The following is a 17,920-nucleotide window of genomic DNA, read 5'->3' on the forward strand; positions in this document are numbered from 1 at the left end:
CCAACGCTGAGGAAATGACATGAAAACCATCAAAGGGCTGTTGTTGCTGCTGCCGCTGGCCGCGAGTTTTCCCGCGCTGAGCGGCGAATTCAGCGGCAAGGTGATCAAGCTGGGCATCGATCCCACCTTTCCGCCGCTGGAATATAAAAACCCGCAGGGCAAGCTGACCGGTTTCGGCGTCGACATCGCCCAGGCGCTGTGCGACCAGATGCAGGCCAAATGCGTGTGGGTGGAAAGCAGCTGGGACGGCATGATCCCCGGCCTGCAGGCGAAGAAATTTGATGCCATCGCCTCGTCGATGACCATCACGCCGCAGCGCCAGCAGCAGATCGCCTTCTCCAGCAAAGTCTCCAACGCCCCGGCGCGGCTGGTGGCGCATAAGGGCAGCAACCTGCAGCCTACCGCCGCCTCGCTGAAGGGCAAATCGGTCGGCGTGCAGCAAGGCTCCAGCCAGGAGGCCTATGCCAACGCGCTGTGGCGCCCGGCCGGCGTTAACGTGGTCGCCTACCAAAGCCAGCAGGAGGTGAACGAAGATCTGGCCAACGGTCGTCTGGATGCGTCGCTGCTGGCCAGCGTCAGCGCCAGCGAGTTCTTCAAAACGCCCGGCGGCAAAGATTTCGCCTTTATCGGCGCCGAACTGAACGACAGCAAATACTTCGGCGTCGGCGACGGCATCGGGGTGCGCAAAGAGGATACCGCGCTGCTGAACGCCTTCAACACCGCGCTGCAGGCGATCCGCGCCAACGGCACTTACAAGAAAATCAACGACAAGTATTTCGACTTCGACATGTACGGTGCGGAGCAGTAACAAGCGTTCCCCGGCGGTCACCTGCAGATCCTGCAGGATGGGGAGGCGCCTTCGGCCGCCGGGGAACGCCCCAACGGAAACGGCAGCGTCGGCAAGAACGGAAAATCAGGCGGGATAAGGATGCGGGCCAGGCAGGACGCCCGGCCCGCTAAAGCGGGTTACTTCACTTCGCCCATCGCTTTCAGCTTTTTGGACAGCTCGCGGCGTTCTTTGGACAGATCGGCATTTTTGATGATGTAGTCATCAACGCGATCTTCGTAGTCGCTGCGCATGTTGGCGATGATGCCCTGAATGTCTTCAATGCTCATGCCGGGCTTGATGTACTCACTCAGGTTGTCGAGCAGCAGCACGCGCTTCTGGTTATCACGAATTTTCTTTTCGTTGTCGACGATCTCGCGTTGCAGTTTGTTTTTGCGGCGGAACATACGCACAAACTCCAGCACGTCCTGGAAACTCGGCTTATTTGCATTATCCATCTTTATACCCTTGCTTTAGTAATACACAGATTCATTTGCTTACGGCCACATGGCACCAAGATACAGGTTTGTGGCGGTCCGGCACAACAGTGATTGCCTTATCTTACCCACTTTGCCCCGGCGGCCAAAACCCAAAGCGCCGCCTTCATGATCTGACCCCTTATTCGCGCCCGGCGGCGGTGCAGACCAGGAGCAGATCCCCCAGCTCTTCCAACTGCTGCGCCAGCTCCATGCTGAGCCAGACATAGCCGTAAATCGGCGCTTCGCCGTGCTGGCCGAGGCTGACCTCCTGCATCAGCGTTTTCAGCTCGCCGGCGATCTCCGCCAACTGCCCCGCCGCCGCCTGCCGCTGCGCCTGGGGCCCTTCGCGCATCAGCACCGCCAGCGATTCCAGCGAGCTCAGCGTCAGCAGCTGGGTGCTGCGCAGCGTGCGGGCGTTCAACATGATGAAGTGCGTTTCACGCGAGGCCCAGTAGGCGTCGGCCATCAGCTCCAGCGTGCATACCAGATTGCGGCTGAGGGTTTGCACCGCCTCGAACACCGCTTTGGGAATGCGGGTTTCCTTACTGGCGGGCACGATCAGGCTGCGCAGCTTCACCACCTGATTCAACAGATCCTTGAGCTGCGGATCCAACCGCGGCCGCTCGATAACGTTCGGCGAAAAATACGCGCCGTAGATGCGGGCGGCGGTTTGCAGGCAGTCCGCCATTTGCATGCGCCACAGAATATAGGCGCGCTGTGGGTAGATGCTGGTGAACAGCAGCGCCAGCAGCGAGCCGAAGATCACGTCGCCGCTGCGCCACAGCGCGGTGTGCATGTCGCCGGCGCCCGCGCCGCACACCACCGCCAGCGTGATCCCCACCAGCAGCGCCATATACGGCCGCTTGCCGAGCGTCAGGTAACCGCAGACGAACATCACCACGCCGCACCAGGCCAGCATCAGCGGCAGCGAATAGAGTTCCAGATACAGGGCGATCAGGCCGGAAGCGGCGCCGAACACCGTGCCGGCAATGCGTTGCAGCGCCCGCTGCAGCACGTTGCCCCAAAATGAGATCGGCCCCATCACCACCACCAGGGTGATCAGCGGCCAGGTGCCTTCAGGCACCGCCAGCAAGCGGATCAGCAGAAAGGTCAGGATAAACGCCAACCCAATGCGCACGCCGTGAACGATGCGATAGTGCCGATAGGTCAACAATTCAAGGGAAGAGATTTTTCGATCGAGGCGCACGATGCCTCCGATAAAGACCAGCCAGGCCGCTATTTTAGCGGAGGAAGCCCGGCAAGGAAAAGGCGAATGAGGCGTCCCCCATTCGCGGTCAGGCTCAGGCGGCGTACTTGTCGACCAACGCGCGCAGAGCGGCGGCGGTTTCGACATCCATCACGCCGTCATACTTCTGCTGGCGGAAGTGCAGCTGGAACGCGCGCACCAGCTGACGATAGCCTTCTGCGGTATTGGCCGCCGAGGTATCGTAGCCGTATTGGGCGAACAGTTTCAGCAGCTCGGCCTGCGCCGGCAGGCCCTGGCGGCAGTATTCCTGCTGGCGCTGCTGCTTGGTCGCCTCGTCATACCAGGCGCCGACGCCGGCCTGATACAGCTGCTGCCACGGGAACTGCGGGCCCGGATCGCTCTTGCGGCCCGGCGCAATGTCGGAGTGCGCCACCACGTTCACCGGCGAGATGTCCGGATAACGCTGCAGGATATTCTGCGCCAGCTGGGTGACCGCCTCGATCTGCTGCGGGTTGAACGGCGGGAAGGTGATGTTTCCACCGTCGCCGCTCGCCAGGTTGACGATCTCGATGCCGATCGAGGTGTCGTTGATATTGCTGCGGGTGCCCCACTGGCTGGCGCCGGCATGCCAGGCGCGCTCGTTTTCGTCCACCAGGTTGAAAATGCGCACGCCGCTGAAGCCGGCGGCCTGATAGGTGGCTTCGGTCGGATCCGGCACCAGATAGTGTGCGCTGACCGATTTTCCGGTCAACGACTTCACCGAGTCGGCGAAGTTTTGCGCCGTGTAGTGCAGCACCAGAAAACGCACGCGGTGGCCGAAGCTGGCGACCGATCGGTAGCTATTGTAATCAATCTTGTACATCGTAAAGTCCCTCTCTCGCTTGATTTCACTGAGCGGCCCCTCATCATGACAGGCCGCCCCGCACAGGTGAACCTTTGGCTCACCCTTTTTGTTTTAGCTAATTGCTAAAATATGCGCAAGCGTTTTTTAGCAAAACCGTTATTTACCTTTTTGCTAAAGAGTGCGATCATGGCACGATGGAAACTAAAGAAATCAGGCGCAACAATCTGCGCGAATTGATGGCCCGCTACGCCCGGCAAGGCGTCAACCAGAATGAGTTCGCCACGCTGGTTGAGTCTTCCGCGCCGACGCTGAGCCAAATCATCGGGGAAAAATCCTCCCGCAATCTTGGCGACAATCTGGCCAGGCGGATCGAGGCCCGGCTGAATTTGCCCAAGGGCTGGTTCGACGTGTTTCACGAAAAGCAGCTGGTGCGCCCGTTTGACAACGTGGCAGCGGAGTCGGACTTCCAGCCCGCCCGTTTGAAACCGGTGGTATGGGAAGATACCGAACAAGACAAGGAAGAGTTTGTGGAGATCCCGCTGCTGGATATCGATTTTTCCGCCGGCGACGGCTGCTACGAAATCGTCGATCGCGAGGAGTTTTCGCTGATCTTCCGCCGTTACTATCTGCACAAGATGGGGGTGGCGGTCAACGCCGCGCGCATTATCCGCATCTCCGGCTCCAGCATGGAGCCCCGTCTGCAGGACGGCGACGTGGTCGGCATCAACACCGACGATACGCGCATCCGCGAAGGCAAGACCTACGCCATTCGCCACGGCAATTTGCTGCGGGTGAAGGTGCTGATCGAGCAGCCGGACGGCGGCGTCGTCATCCGCTCCCTCAACCGGGAAGAGTACCAGGACGAGCATCTCAGCTATCAGCAGCGCAAGGAGCAACTGGTGGTGCTCGGCCGCGTCTTCTGGTCCTCTTCGTCCTGGTAGCGGAGCAACCTCGGGCGCCCAGTGCGCCCGGCGGTTATTTGAAGTCCACCACCATCTGCTGCTGGATAGACAGCCCGCGGGTCGACTGCACGCAGCCGGCGATATAGTCGGTAAAGCGCGGCGGCTTCGGCATGCCCAGCTTGAGGATCTTTTCGTTGCTGAAACGCACGTTGAGCATGGCGAACGATCCGTACAGGCGCATCGCCTTGAGCATCAGCCGCTCGTTGCACGGGCCGAAAATGTCTTTCAGCTGGCGGCGCATTTTCACCAGCGCGTCATAGGTCACCTGCGCATACTCATCGCCCACCGGCGCCTTTTCCAGCGCCGCCGCCATGGCGCGGTCGATTTCGGCAAAGCTGACGCTGCTCTCCTCACCGGCGGAGATGTGATAAACGTCGTTCTCCAGCGTTTCGCTGTTCATCAGCATCACCAGCGCATCCGCGCAGTAGTCCGCCGGGATCACATCGATATTGTCCTGCAGCGAGCACATGAATTTGCGCAGCATCAGCGCCATGCCGAACACCCAGAAAATGCTGCTGGAAGGCTGGCAGCCCAGGCGGGTGTGCCCCACCACGATCGACGGACGAGCGATGGTCAGCGGCAGTTGCGGGCAGCGCTGGCGCATCAGCTGTTCGATGGTGGATTTGGAACGGGTGTATTCCACCAAATGCTCGGCGTCTTCCTCAAACTCGCCGCTCTCCGCCACCAGCGAACCCGGCTCCGGCGAACAGGACATGGCGGTACCAACGTGCAGGAAACGTTTTAATCCCGGCACCTGCGCCATTCTTTCGGCAAAGGCCAGAGTGCCTTCTACGTTTACCTTCCAAATGAGCGGGTTATTACCAAATGAAGCAACGGCCGCGCAGTTAATAACGTGCGTGACTTTGTTAATACGTGCGTCAGTTAAAAAGTCGGCCGGCTCGGAAAGGTCGCCCAACAATATATTTTCTATCGTAATTTTAGACAGCAGGCTCGCGTCGATATTAAATTTTTCCATATTCGCGCGAATACGGGCCAGCCCTTGTTGTGCATCGTCGGCGCGCACCAGCAAAAGATAATTAACAGACTGATTTTCAATCAATAACTTCTCGAGAACCGCACCACCCAAAAAGCCGGTAGCGCCGGTCAACAGTAGCGTTTTCATAATTGTCATCCACATTGGTATTGAATGTGGGAGATTGTATCTGCGGGTATTTAAACAAATATTAAATAGAATTACGGCGCCAGAAATCACTTCTCTTAATATTATCTTAAGGAATCTTTTGATACATCCAATGTGGATTTAGTAACAAAAGAATCTCATCTATTTTATGATTAATCTCTGCCGTTTAAATACCATTGATGTAGCGCCTGATTTAATTTAGCGGTCAATGTCATTTCTCTTATCGTCCGTGGAGGACTTATGACCTATAACCAAAAAATCTGGTTGGGGGTTTTGCTGCTGTGCGCCCTGTTTTGGGGGGCGGTGATAAGCGGCGCCTGTTCGCTGTATAACCGGGCGGATCGCTTCCAGGCTCACCACACGGAGAGCGAGCTCGCCGCTCGCCACAGCCAGCCCCCTTGCACGCAACCCAGCTCACAGGCATCAAGCGCCCCCCGGAATGGGTAGGGACAAGACCCGCTAACGATCCTATTATGCCCTAAGGTTAACAGGGAGATAACGATGGCTCGAAAGCTGGATAGCTTACCGCAGGCGCAACGCGAAAAAATAGAAACCGATTTGCTGGCCATCAGCGTGATCTACAATGAGCGCTACGGCATCGCCTCGACCCAGGCGGAAACGGAACGACAGATCCCCGACCACCTGCTCCCCTACTTTCATCAACGGCTGGATTACTATCGCCGTGCGTAATTGCGCGCATTTCGCTAACCGTCGCTTGGCATCGCTCCCTACGCCGTTACAATAGGAGCATATTGTATCCGCCACTGAAGAGACGCGATTTTGAGCAGCAAGGCAACGGCCACATTTTATATTCACGATTACGAAACCTTCGGCAAAAGCCCGTCGCTGGACCGCCCGGCGCAGTTTGCCGGCGTGCGCACCGATATGGATTTCAACATTATCGAAGAGCCGCTGGTCATCTACTGCGCCCCGGCCGACGACTACCTGCCGGAACCCGAGGCGGTGATGATCACCGGCATCACGCCGCAGGTGACGCGCGCCAAAGGCGTTAACGAAGCCGAATTCACCCGCCAAATCCACCAGGCCTTCAGCGTGGCCGGCACCTGCATTCTCGGTTACAACAACATCCGTTTCGATGACGAAGTGAGCCGCAATATCTTCTATCGCAACTTCTACGATCCCTATGCCTACAGCTGGCAAAACGGCAACTCGCGCTGGGATCTGCTGGATGTGATGCGCGCCTGCTACGCCCTGCGCCCGGACGGCATCGTCTGGCCGGAAAACGAAGACGGCTTCCCCAGCTTCCGCCTGGAGCATCTCACGCGCGCCAACGGCGTCGAGCACACGCAGGCTCACGACGCAATGTCGGACGTTTACGCCACCATCGCCATGGCCAAGCTGGTCAAGCAGGCGCAGCCGCGGCTGTTCGATTTCCTGTTGCAGCACCGCAACAAGCACAAGCTGAACGCCCTGATCGACGTCGCCGAAATGACGCCGCTGGTGCACGTCTCCGGCATGTTCGGCGCGGCGCGCGGCAACACCAGCTGGGTGTCGCCGTTGGCCTGGCACCCGGACAACAAAAACGCGGTGATCATGTGCGATCTCGCCGGCGATATGACGCCGCTGCTGACGCTGAGCGCCGAGCAGCTGCGTGAACGGCTGTACACCCGCCGCGACGACCTGGCGCCGGATCAGGCGCCGGTGCCGATCAAGCTGGTGCACATCAACAAATGCCCGGTGCTGGCGCCGGCCAAAACCCTGCTGCCGGAGAACGCCGAGCGGCTGGGCATCGATCGCCAGGCCTGCCTGCAAAACCTGCAGCTGCTGAAACAGCACCCGGAAGTGCGCGAGAAAGTGGTGGCGCTGTTCGCCGAAGCCGAGCCGTTCAAAGGCTCCGACGACGTCGACGCCCGGCTGTATGACGGCTTCTTCAGCGACGCCGACAAGGCGGCGATGAGGATTATCCAGCAGACCAAGCCGCAGAACCTGCCGGCGCTGGATCTGGCCTTCAGCGACGGCCGCATGAAAGAGCTGCTGTTCCGCTTCCGCGCGCGCAACTACCCGAATACGCTGGACGATGCCGAACAGCGCCGCTGGCTGCAGCACCGCCAGGAAGCGCTGAGCGCGGAGCGCGTGCAGAGTTACCTGCTGCAGCTCGAATCGCTGTATAACCTGCACGAAGGCGACAAAGAGAAAACCGCCCTGCTGAAAGCGCTGTTCGATTACGGCAAAGAGTTGGTGGGGTAAACCCGCAGCAAGCAGAAAAGGAAAAGGCCGCGAATGCGGCCTTTTTTGTGGCTGAGGAGACGGCTCGCGCTTAGGCGGCGTCTTCGCTCGCTTGCGGCACCGGGAGACGGAAGCTGCGGGTGACGAAGGCCAGGTAGATCAGACCGATGGCCGCCCAGACCAGGCCCAGCGTCATCGAGCTGGCTTCCAGGTTGATCCACAGCGCGCCGACGGTCAATGCGCCCAGCACCGGCAGGATCAGGTAGTTGAACGTGTCTTTCACGGTGCGGTTCATCTTGTCGCGAATATAGAACTGCGAGATCACCGACAGGTTGACGAAGGTGAAGGCCACCAGCGCACCGAAGTTGATCAGCGCGGTCGCGGTCACCAGGTCAAACGACACGGCGGACAGCGCGATGGCGCCAACCAGCAGCACGTTCAGCGCCGGGGTACGCCACTTCGGATGTACATAGCCGAAGAAACGAGTCGGGAACACGCCGTCGCGGCCCATCACGTACATCAGACGCGAAACGCCCGCGTGCGCCGCCATGCCTGACGCCAATACCGTCACGCAGGAGAACACCAGGATCACCGACTGGAAGAATTTGCCCGCCACGTACAGCATGATTTCAGGCTGCGACGCATCAGGATCCTTGAAGCGCGAGATGTCCGGGAAGTACAGCTGCACGAAGTAAGACACCACGATAAAGATGATGCCGCCGATCAGCGCCGTCAGGAAGATGGCTTTCGGGATCACTTTTTCCGCGTCTTTGGTCTCTTCAGACAGCGAGCTGATGCCGTCGAAGCCCAGGAACGAGAAGCACAGGATGGTCGCGCCGGTAATCATCGGCACCACGTGCGCGTTATCGGACCAGAATGGGCGGCTGCTGACCAGCGTACCGGCGCCTTCGCCGTGGTAAACGCCGTTGATCACCAGGCCGAGGAACACGATCATGATCGCCACCTGCACCACCACGATGATGGAGTTCAGGTTAGCCACCAGCTTGATGCCGCGCAGGTTGAAAATCGTCATCAAGCCGACCAGCACCGCCACGAAAATCCAGGACGGGACGCCCGGGAAGATCGCTTCCAGGTAAATCTTGGCCAGCAAAATGTTGATCATCGGCATGAACAGGTAGTCCAGCAGCGATGACCAGCCCACCATAAAGCCGACGTGCGGGCTGATGGCTTTCTGGGCGTAAGTGTAGGCGGAACCGGCGGAAGGAAACTTCTTCACCAGTTTGCCGTAGCTCAGGGCGGTAAACAGGATCGCCAGCAGAGCGAAGGCGTACGCGGTCGCGACGTGACCATCGGTCAGGCCGGATACGATGCCGAAGGTATCGAAGATGGTCATTGGCTGCAGATAAGCCAGGCCCATCATCACTACCGGAACCAAAGTCAGGGTTTTACGCAGCTGAGTGCGCTGAGCCGGAGCGGCGTTGAGGGTGTTATCGGACATTGTTCAGCCCCCCCTTACCTTGAGCCTTGCGGATGGCGGACACGCCAAGACTTAAGGTTGCGGGGAAACTTCGCAACGAGCGACTTAATTCTAAAAGAAGGGGATTGTAAGCTGGATAACGGGTCGAGGTAACCTCGGCTGCTCCATAGTCGCTGCGGCCACAGCGGAAACCGGCGGGCACCGGTGCTAAAGTGAAAAATTGCCCCATCTTTCTAATCCTCATGAGTCACGACCATAAAGTTTTGTTTGATCGTGCACGAAACTATTTATCTATCCGGATCGGTGTCCGGCCTCGCTTGGTGTATGAAACGCTACGTTGGTAAAACTTAATGCAAAAAAAATAACCGACGCGTTAAAACGTCGGCTATCTGCATTTGAGATATTTTGCACCAGAATGCCTCCGGATGACAAGATCCGGAAGCCCTCAAATACAAATTCTTTTTGTCGATCGAACGGAAAACCGGCCCGGCAGGCGAATTAATCCACTACCGGCAGGCCGGTCGGCCGCACATACCTCTTACTTTATACGCCCATTCAGGCATTTTTCAACATCCAGTCAATCTCGGTTTCCGTCACCCGCCGCTCGAACTGCAGCAGTTCGTCGGTCTTGCAGGCGTGATAAACCTGGGTGAAACGCTCGCCCAGATAGTGGGTCAGCGCGTGCTGATGCTCAAACTCGTACAGCGCGTCGCTCTGGCGGATCGGCAGCGGCAGCCCCTCCTGCTCCAGCCCGTTGCCGGTCACCGGCTCAGGCAGCGGCAGCGCGTTGTCCAGCCCGTACAGCATGCCGGCCAAGATCGCCGCCATCACCAGATACGGATTGGCGTCGGCGCCGGCCACGCGATACTCCACCCGATGGTTCTCCGGTTCGCCGCAGGGAATGCGCAGCGCCACGGTGCGGTTGTTGTGGCCCCAGGCGGCCTGGATCGGCACATACATCCCAGGCTGGAAACGCCGGTAGGCGTTGACGTTCGGCGCCAGCAGCGCCATCGACGCCGGCATCAGGGTGATCATCCCGGCCAGCGCCTGTTTCAGCAGTGGCGAATCCTCACCTTCGTCGTCGGCGAACAGGTTGTTGCCCGCGCCGTCCTGCATGCTGACATGCACGTGCATGCCGCTGCCGGCATGATCCTCGTAGGGCTTGGCCATAAAGGTGGCGTGCATGTCGTGGTTCTCGGCCACCAGCCGCACCAGCCGTTTCAGCGCCAGCGCGTGGTCGCAGGCCAGCAAGATATCGTCGGTATGACGCAGGTTGACCTCGAACTGCCCCGGCGACGCCTCCGCCACCGCGCCGTCCGCCGGCAGCCCCTGCAGCTTCGCCAGCGCGTCGATGTCGTTCAGCACCTCGGCGAAATGGTTCAGGTTATCGACGGAGTACACCTGGCTTTGGGTGTTGCGCTCCTGGGTGCCGGGCGCGCACGGCGGCTGCAAATCGCCCTCCGCGTCGCGCTGCCGATCGATGAGATAAAACTCCAGCTCTACCGCTGCCACCGGGAACAAGCCGCGCTGTCGCAGCGCCTGCCACACGCGGTTCAACACATTGCGGGGTTCAACGTCAAAGGGAGTGCCATCTTCATCCAGCATGGTCAGCAGCACCTGGCCGATATGCTGCGGATCGGCGGCCGACGGCGTCAGCGAGCCGGGCACCGGCAGGCAAATGCGGTCCGGCTCGCCGAGCTCTTGCCCAAGGCCGGTCTCCTCCACCACGTTGCCGAGGATGTCCATGGCGAACACCGACGCGGGGAAGTAGCTGCCTTTTTCCAGTTTTTTCAACCCAGAGACGGGTATGCGTTTGCCGCGGAAGGAACCATTGAGATCGGTGAGAAGGATATCGACATACTGCGTGGCGGGATGGCGTTCCAAATAATGAGCAACCTCATTTTGGAACGCGCTACTTCGCCTCTCTTCATGATGCTGTGCAAAATGTTCAACTGCTGCGCTATTGGTTTGCATACGTCACCCGCCATTATGCTCTTAAGGCGCGTTGGCGCCCGTCCGCCGTTCGATTCAACACATGATTGGATTTCTCGCCAGGCTGCGCCGCTGCCGGGCGCTCAAAATAACATCCACACCATGAAACATAGTCTTAACAGAATAGGTTTGCAAATGTTACAATCCTGTTTGATTATTCGCCGCCGGCTGCTAAATTGATAAAATATTGACCGAAAAGGCCTTGCCGCCATTTTTACGTCAACTATTTCGTCCAACGCACCGAGAGTGAACATGGGCAATATATTTTCCAAACCTGCCCTAACTACCGATATCATGCAACATCGTTATCGCCCAGACAGGCGCCCGATAGCGATATTCATGTCTGCCTGTCGCCCCTACCAGAAGGAAGTACCGCTATGAGCGAAGCCAGCTTGGCACCGGGCAAACGCCTGTCGCAGATCCGTCAGCAATTGGGTTTGTCGCAGCGCCGGGTCGCCGAACTGTCCGGGTTAACCCACAGTGCGATCAGCACCATCGAACAGGACAAGGTCAGCCCGGCCATCAGCACGCTGCAAAAGCTGCTGAAGGTGTATGGCCTGTCGCTATCTGAATTCTTTGCCGAACCGGAAGCCGTCGACGAGCCGCGCGTGGTGATCGACGCCGAGGATCTGATTGAGATCGGCAGCCAGGGAGTGTCGATGAAGCTGGTGCACAACGGCAGCCCGACGCGTAACCTGGCGATGATGCTGGAAACCTACCAGCCCGGCACCACCACCGGTGAAAAGATCAAGCACCAGGGCGAAGAGATCGGCACCCTGCTGGAGGGCGAGATCGTGCTGACCATCAACGGCCAGAGCTACTGCCTGACCGCCGGCCAGAGTTACGCCATCAACACCGGCATTCCGCACAGCTTCAGCAATACCTCGGCGCGCATCTGCCGCATCGTCAGCGCACACACCCCCACCACCTTCTGAGCGCTTCTCGCACCGGCGCAGCCTGACGCGGGTTGCGCCCCTGTCCGCCAACGTTTATTTCATCGCCGTTATGCCATTTTGTTGGTTGCCAACGGCGCAATCTGTGTTACAACAGAGCAAAACAGCCATCTAAACATCTAAACGGCCTTAATACCCTATGTCAACCGCAACGCCTTCACGCCTCGAGATGCGCAATATCTCGATCGCCTTCGCCGGTTTCAACGCGCTGCAGGACGTGGACTTCACGCTGCAGGGCGGTTCAATCCACGCGCTGGTCGGCGCCAACGGCGCGGGCAAGTCGACGCTGATGGCAATCCTCTCCGGCGCCCACGATCATTATCGCGGCGAGATCCTGATCGACGGCCAGGCGGTGGCGATCCACTCTCCGCTGCAGGCGCGCCGCCACGGTATTCACGTGGTGCAGCAAGAGGTCGACGTCGCGCTGATCCCCACGCTGTCGGTGGCGGAAAACATCATGCTGGACTGGCTGAACGAACCGGGCCACTGGCTGAACTGGGCGGAGCTGCACCGCCGCGCCGCGCAGCTGCTGCAGCAATGGGCGTTGCCGCTCAACCCGCGCAGGCGGCTGGCGGACTGCACGCTGGCGGAAAAACAGCAGGTGCTGCTGGCGCGCGCGCTGTCGCACCGCTGCCGTTTTCTGGTGCTCGACGAACCGACCGCCCCGCTCGATCGCGCCGAGAGCGAGCGCCTGTTTAACGTGGTGCGCCGCCTGCAATCCGAAGGTATCGGCATCGTATTTATTTCCCACCGCATCCACGAACTGAGCGACATTTGCGATCGGCTGACGGTGCTGCGCGACGGCCGGCGCGTCAGCGAGGACGCCATGCGCGGGCTGAGCGGCGAACAGATCGTCGAGAAGATGCTCGGTCATCGGCTGGACGATATTTTCCCGCCGCCGCGCCCGCCGCACGCCGAACGAACGCTGCTGCAGGTGCAAGGCTTGCGCGATCGCCACAAGCTGCGCGACGTTTCGCTGCGGCTGCATGAAGGCGAAATTCTCGGCATCGCCGGGCTGGCGGGAGCCGGCAAAACCGAGCTGTGCAAAGCGCTGTTCGGCGCCAGCGCCGTGCAGCTTGAGCGCGGCGAACTGCGCGGGCAGCCCTGGGCGCCGCGTGCGCCGCATCTCTCGGTCGAACAGGGGCTGGCGCTGGTGCCGGAGGAACGCCGCAAAGAAGGCATTTTCATCGATGAGGCGATCCCGATGAACCTGAGCGTCAGCGCCGACGACAGCTTCTCGCGCTGGAGCCTGTTCAGCCGGCGACAAGAGCTGCGCTGGGCGCGCGAGATCATGCAGCGCCTGAACATTCGCGCCTCGGGCCCGCAACAGCGGCTGGCGCGCCTGTCCGGCGGCAATCAACAAAAAGTGGCGATCGGCAAATGGCTGCGCGGCGACGCCGAGGTGCTGATCTTCGATGAACCGACCAAGGGCGTGGACATCAAGGCCAAGCAGGAGCTGTTCAGCCTGATCGACGGCCTGGCGCGCGCCGGCAAGGGCGTGGTTTACGCCTCCGGCGAGTTCGCCGAACTGGTTGGCCTGTGCGATCGCATCTGCGTGCTGTGGGACGGCCGCATCGTGGCGGAGTTGAACGCCGCCGACATCGACGAAGAAACCTTATTGCTCTATTCCACCGGAGGAACCCCTGCGTGAGTAAAGAATTAGCCCTGCGGCCTGCGCTGCCCTGGCGCCAACAGCTGTTCGATTTCCTCTACAAATGGGGCATGCTGCTGACCGTGGCGGCGCTGATCGCCCTGTTCGGCCTGGCGTCGGACAACTTCCTCGATGCCAACAACATCATCAATATCCTGCGTTCGATCGCCATCGTGACGGTGATCGCCATCGGCGTCTCTATCTCGCTGTCGGTTGGCGGTTTCGATCTGTCGGTCGGCTCGACCGCCTCGCTGGCCAACGCGCTGGTGATTTCGCTGTTCGTCTGGCACGGGTTCGGCACCACCGGCGCCATCGTGGTAACGCTGCTGCTGTGCACGCTGGTCGGCCTGTTCAACGCCCTGCTGATCGTGGTGTTCAGAATTCCCGATATGCTGGCGACGCTGGCCAGCCTGTTCGTGATCCAGGGCGTGGCGATGACCTACAGCTACGGCGGATCCATCACCCAAAACATGGTGCTGCCGAATGGCGACATGGCGGAAGGCCTGATCCCGGAGGTGTTTTCCGCCCTCGGCCAGGTGCCGGTGATCGTGCTGATCATGCTGGCGGTCACCGTGGCGGTGCAGCTGTTCCTGTCGTTGACCAAGCATGGCCGCCGCATGTATGCCATCGGCGGCAACCCCGAGGCGGCGCGCCTTTCGGGCATCCGCACCGTGCGTTACAGGGTTGCCGCTTATGTCATTTCCTCTTGGCTAGCGGCGCTTGGCGGCATCTTGCTGGCGTCACGTATCGGCTCTTCGCAGGTCAACGCCGGCGGCGGCTATCTGATGGACGCGGTGGCGGCGGCCTATATCGGCTTCTCGCTGGCCGGGGCCGGCAAACCTAATGCGCTCGGCACGCTGATCGGCGCGGTGATCCTCGGCGTGCTGCAAAACGGGCTGGTGATGCTGTCGGTGCCCTACTACGCCATGGACATTATCAAAGGCCTGGTGCTGGCGCTGGCGCTGGCCATCACCTATATACAGAAACGCTGATCCTCCCCGGCGCACGCCCGCTGCGCCGCTTTTCCCTTTAATTCATCCGGTTAAACTTTCCCGCCAGCAAAACCAGCATACAAATGATATGGATTATCATTAGCGTTTACATTCAGAAAAAAATCCTTACAATAGCCTCACGCAACGTTGACGAAGCTAAGCATTTCTCAGCGAAAGACGAACAATTTCATTAGAAATTCAATTGGTTAATTACTTTCACTTCAATCCAGGAAAGGTTTACCTCATGGAAACGCCACGTTACAGCAAGCTCGCCGCTCTGGTGATCGCCTCACTCAGCGCCACCGCCGCGCTGGCCGCGCCGCAGGACGACACCCAGGACACCATGGTCGTCACCGCCTCCGGCTTCCAGCAAAAAATTCAGGACTCCGCCGCTTCCATCTCGGTGATCCCGCGCCAACAGATCGAAGACAAGGCCTATCGCGACGTGACCGACGCGCTGAAAGACGTGCCGGGCGTGGTGATCACCGGCGGCGCCAGCAGCAGTGACATCAGCATCCGCGGCATGTCCTCCAAGTACACCCTGATCCTGGTGGACGGCAAGCGTGTCGACACCCGCGGCACCCGCCCGAACAGCGACAACGCCGGCATCGAACAGGGCTGGCTGCCGCCGATGGAAGCCATCGAGCGCATCGAAGTGGTGCGCGGGCCGATGTCTTCGCTGTACGGTTCCGACGCCATGGGCGGCGTGATCAACGTCATCACTCGCAAGACCTCCCGCACCGAGTGGAAGGGCTCGCTGCACGGCGACGCCACCATTCAGGAAAACCGCGATTCCGGCGATCTGTTCCAGACCAACGCCTACGCCTCCGGCCCGCTGGTTGAAGGGCTGCTCGGCCTGCGGGTCAACGGCCTGCTGTCGCGCCGCGCGGAAGATAAAATCGTCAACGGTTACAACGAACAGCGCATGCGCAGCGGCACCGCGGTGTTCACCCTGACGCCGGACGAGAAAAACGAATTCGACTTCGAAATCGGCCGTTCTCTGCAAGATCGCAACAGCACGCCGGGCAAATCGGTGGTGGCGGAGCGCTGCAGCAGAGGCAAATGCTCGCCGACGTCCCGCAGCGAAAGCCTGTATACGCGCACCAACTACTCGCTGACCCACAACGGCTATTATGACTTCGGCAACTCCACCAGCTACGTGCAGCGCGAAGAAACCGGTAACCCGGGCCGTAACATGAAGGCCTACAACACCATCTTCAACACCCAGAACCAGTTCGAGCTGGGTTCCCACATGCTGAACCTCGGCGGCCAATACCGCTATGAAAAACTGGGCGACGGCGGCAACCAGCTTGAGTCGGCTCAAGGTCTCAGCAAGCTGACGCGCTGGAGCTGGGCATTGTTCGCTGAAGACGAATGGGCGCTGACCAACGACTTCAGCCTGACCAGCGGCATCCGCATGGATCAGGATGAAAACTTCGGCAGCCACTGGACCCCGCGCATGTACGGCGTCTGGCACCTGACCGAACAGTGGACGCTGAAAGGCGGCGTCTCCGCCGGTTACAAATCGCCGGATCTGCGCCAATCCTCCCCTAACTGGGGGCAGGTCACCGGCGGCGGCGTGCGTAAAGGCATCATCGTCGGTAACCCGGATTTGCAGCCAGAGAAAAGCCTGAGCGAAGAAATCGGCCTGATGTGGGATAGCCTGAAAGGCGTTAACGCCGGCGTGACGGTCTTCAACACCGACTTTAAAGACAAAATCACCGAAGTGCGCCGCTGCGAAGACACGCCGGATTGCACCATCGGCGGCACGTCCTACGACTTTATCAGCGATCGCGTCAACGTCGACAAAGCCAATATGCGCGGCGTAGAAGCCACCTTCGGCTGGCAGATCAACAAAGACTGGAAGTGGAACACCAACTACACCTACACCGCTTCCGAACAGAAGAGCGGCGAGTTCCAGGGCAAGGCGCTCAACCAGATGCCGAAGCACATGCTGAACACCGTGCTGGACTGGCGCGCCACGCAGGACCTCAGCCTGTGGTCGCGCGTTAACTTCCGCAGCCGCACCTCTGACTACCTGAGCCGCACCTCGATGGCCAAGAGCACGCCGTCCTACACCTTCGTCGATGCGGGCCTGAGCTACCAGGCGGCGAAAAACTTGCAGCTGACCGGCGGGGTCTACAACATCCTCGACAAGACCGTGGATTACGATCACTACAACACCACGCTGGACGGCCGCCGTTACACCGTCGGCATGACCTACAACTTCTGATGCCCCCGGGCGCGCGCTGCGCGCCCTTTTCATTCCATCACCGTGAGGAAGCCCCATGAGATTACGCCGCTCCCCCCTGATGATCGCCCTGCTGGCAGCGATGGCGCTGGCGGGTTGCCACAGCAAAACCGCTACGCCGGTAGCCGCAACCCCGGCCACCGTCAACGTCCAGCACCTGAACGGCAGCACCGAGGTGAAAAAGCACCCGCAGCGCATCGTGGTGCTGGATTACGCCTCGCTGGAAACGCTGCAGCTGTTGGGCGTCGAGCCGCTGGCGCTGCCCGGCAACCGCAAGAACTTGCCGGATAGCCTGAAGCGCTATCAGGACGACAAATATCTCAATGCCGGCACTCTGTTCAAGCCGGATATGGCCGTGCTGCGCGCCGCCAAGCCGGATCTGATCCTGATCGCCGGCCGGGCGTCCAAAGCCTATGACGAGCTGAACGCGCTGGCGCCGACGCTGAACATGTCCGTCGATCCGCAGGATCAGCTGGGCAGCCTGAAACAGCGCACGCTGCAGCTGGGCGAGCTGTTCGATAAGCAGCAACAGGCGCAGGCGGCGGTCGATAAGCTGGATGCGCAGATCGCGGCGGTCAAACCGCAGGCCGCTCAGGCCGGGCGCGGGCTGGTGGTGCTGTTCTCCGGCGGCAAGATCAGCGCCTACGCCCCCAAGAGCCGTTTCAGCTTCGTCTATGACGCCCTCGGCTTCTCGTCTGCGCTGCAGTCCGACGAAAAAGACGTGCGCGGCAACAAGCTGACGCCTGAGCAGGTGGCCAAACTGAATCCGGACTGGCTGTTCGTCATCGACAGAGACGCCGCGACCGGGCGGCCGAACGCGGTGGCGCCGCAGAAGATCCTCACCGGCACCGCGCTGAAGAAAACCACGGCGGTGAAAAAAGGCCAGGTGGTTTACCTGCCGGCGGCCGAGGTGTATCTGTCCGGCGGCATCGTCACCGCCCAGCACGTCGTCGAACGCGTGAGCGAGGCGCTGAACCACGCAGCACGATAAAGAAAG

At 60.1% G+C, this 17,920-nt stretch carries 16 protein-coding genes; 10 read left to right on the top strand and 6 right to left on the bottom strand.

Annotated elements, in window-relative coordinates; genetic code table 11:
* Positions 1-19: 19 nt before the first annotated feature.
* On the top strand, positions 20-808 hold the full coding sequence (locus ACJ8MK_RS09725; RefSeq protein ID WP_033655109.1) for an ABC transporter substrate-binding protein: 789 nt from the start codon (positions 20-22) through the stop codon (positions 806-808).
* 158 nt (positions 809-966) lie between these two features.
* Here the strand turns inward: ACJ8MK_RS09725 and tmaR are convergent, their stop codons facing one another.
* The 3 genes from tmaR to ACJ8MK_RS09740 all read right to left on the bottom strand — a co-directional run bounded on the left by tmaR (position 967) and on the right by ACJ8MK_RS09740 (position 3,374).
* Positions 967-1,284 (bottom strand): PTS system regulator TmaR, encoded by a 318-nt coding sequence (gene tmaR / locus ACJ8MK_RS09730; protein ID WP_004935612.1) that lies wholly within the window; start codon positions 1,282-1,284, stop codon positions 967-969.
* Positions 1,285-1,444: 160 nt separating this feature from the next.
* Positions 1,445-2,512, bottom strand: coding sequence for an FUSC family protein (locus tag ACJ8MK_RS09735; RefSeq protein ID WP_060443042.1), 1,068 nt, complete (start codon positions 2,510-2,512; stop codon positions 1,445-1,447).
* A gap of 94 nt (positions 2,513-2,606) precedes the next feature.
* A complete protein-coding gene (locus ACJ8MK_RS09740; protein ID WP_033647986.1) occupies positions 2,607-3,374 on the bottom strand; it encodes an N-acetylmuramoyl-L-alanine amidase in 768 nt (255 codons plus the stop codon).
* Positions 3,375-3,550: 176 nt separating this feature from the next.
* Here ACJ8MK_RS09740 and ACJ8MK_RS09745 point away from each other — a divergent pair, with 176 nt between their 5' ends.
* Positions 3,551-4,297, top strand: a complete 747-nt coding sequence (locus tag ACJ8MK_RS09745) for a S24 family peptidase (protein WP_004935623.1) — start codon at positions 3,551-3,553, stop codon at positions 4,295-4,297.
* Positions 4,298-4,331: 34 nt separating this feature from the next.
* On the opposite strand, the gene ACJ8MK_RS09750 is transcribed toward ACJ8MK_RS09745, so the two are convergent.
* On the bottom strand, positions 4,332-5,441 hold the full coding sequence (locus tag ACJ8MK_RS09750; RefSeq protein WP_033647987.1) for an SDR family oxidoreductase: 1,110 nt from the start codon (positions 5,439-5,441) through the stop codon (positions 4,332-4,334).
* 519 nt (positions 5,442-5,960) lie between these two features.
* Here ACJ8MK_RS09750 and ACJ8MK_RS09755 point away from each other — a divergent pair.
* On the top strand, positions 5,961-6,149 hold the full coding sequence (locus ACJ8MK_RS09755; RefSeq protein WP_033635247.1) for a DNA polymerase III subunit theta: 189 nt from the start codon (positions 5,961-5,963) through the stop codon (positions 6,147-6,149).
* Positions 6,150-6,239: 90 nt separating this feature from the next.
* On the top strand, positions 6,240-7,667 hold the full coding sequence (sbcB, locus tag ACJ8MK_RS09760) for an exodeoxyribonuclease I (protein ID WP_442517709.1): 1,428 nt from the start codon (positions 6,240-6,242) through the stop codon (positions 7,665-7,667).
* A 70-nt stretch (positions 7,668-7,737) separates the two neighbouring features.
* Here sbcB and ACJ8MK_RS09765 read toward each other — a convergent pair whose 3' ends face one another.
* Positions 7,738-9,105: an APC family permease gene (locus ACJ8MK_RS09765; RefSeq protein WP_033647989.1), complete on the bottom strand. Its 1,368-nt coding sequence runs from the start codon at positions 9,103-9,105 to the stop codon at positions 7,738-7,740.
* A 534-nt stretch (positions 9,106-9,639) separates the two neighbouring features.
* Positions 9,640-11,058 carry a glutamine synthetase family protein gene (locus ACJ8MK_RS09770; RefSeq protein ID WP_060421866.1) on the bottom strand — a complete coding sequence of 473 codons (1,419 nt, stop codon included), beginning with the start codon at positions 11,056-11,058 and terminating at the stop codon, positions 9,640-9,642.
* On the opposite strand from ACJ8MK_RS09770, the gene ACJ8MK_RS09775 reads away from it, so the two are divergent.
* The 6 genes from ACJ8MK_RS09775 to ACJ8MK_RS09800 all read left to right on the top strand — a co-directional run bounded on the left by ACJ8MK_RS09775 (position 10,972) and on the right by ACJ8MK_RS09800 (position 17,914).
* Positions 10,972-11,256: a hypothetical protein gene (locus tag ACJ8MK_RS09775; protein ID WP_162057002.1), complete on the top strand. Its 285-nt coding sequence runs from the start codon at positions 10,972-10,974 to the stop codon at positions 11,254-11,256. The genes ACJ8MK_RS09770 and ACJ8MK_RS09775 overlap by 87 nt on opposite strands.
* Before the next feature lie 197 nt (positions 11,257-11,453).
* Positions 11,454-12,011, top strand: a complete 558-nt coding sequence (puuR, locus tag ACJ8MK_RS09780) for an HTH-type transcriptional regulator PuuR (RefSeq protein ID WP_016927000.1) — start codon at positions 11,454-11,456, stop codon at positions 12,009-12,011.
* Positions 12,012-12,168: 157 nt separating this feature from the next.
* Complete coding sequence (locus tag ACJ8MK_RS09785) at positions 12,169-13,680, top strand: sugar ABC transporter ATP-binding protein (protein ID WP_033647991.1); 1,512 nt, start codon at positions 12,169-12,171, stop codon at positions 13,678-13,680.
* Positions 13,677-14,672 carry an ABC transporter permease gene (locus ACJ8MK_RS09790; protein WP_033648150.1) on the top strand — a complete coding sequence of 332 codons (996 nt, stop codon included), beginning with the start codon at positions 13,677-13,679 and terminating at the stop codon, positions 14,670-14,672. Before ACJ8MK_RS09785 ends, ACJ8MK_RS09790 begins: the two co-directional genes overlap by 4 nt.
* A 244-nt stretch (positions 14,673-14,916) precedes the next feature.
* The gene (locus ACJ8MK_RS09795; protein WP_033653805.1) at positions 14,917-16,905 is read left to right on the top strand and encodes a ligand-gated channel protein; all 1,989 of its coding nucleotides are present in this window, start codon (positions 14,917-14,919) and stop codon (positions 16,903-16,905) included.
* Between the two features lie 55 nt (positions 16,906-16,960).
* On the top strand, positions 16,961-17,914 hold the full coding sequence (locus tag ACJ8MK_RS09800; RefSeq protein WP_048321812.1) for a siderophore ABC transporter substrate-binding protein: 954 nt from the start codon (positions 16,961-16,963) through the stop codon (positions 17,912-17,914).
* The last annotated feature ends 6 nt before the right edge of the window (positions 17,915-17,920 follow it).

Origin of the sequence: Serratia sp. CY38905, from assembly GCF_052168875.1 — a bacterium.
GTDB classification, from domain to species: Bacteria; Pseudomonadota; Gammaproteobacteria; order Enterobacterales; family Enterobacteriaceae; genus Serratia; species Serratia sarumanii.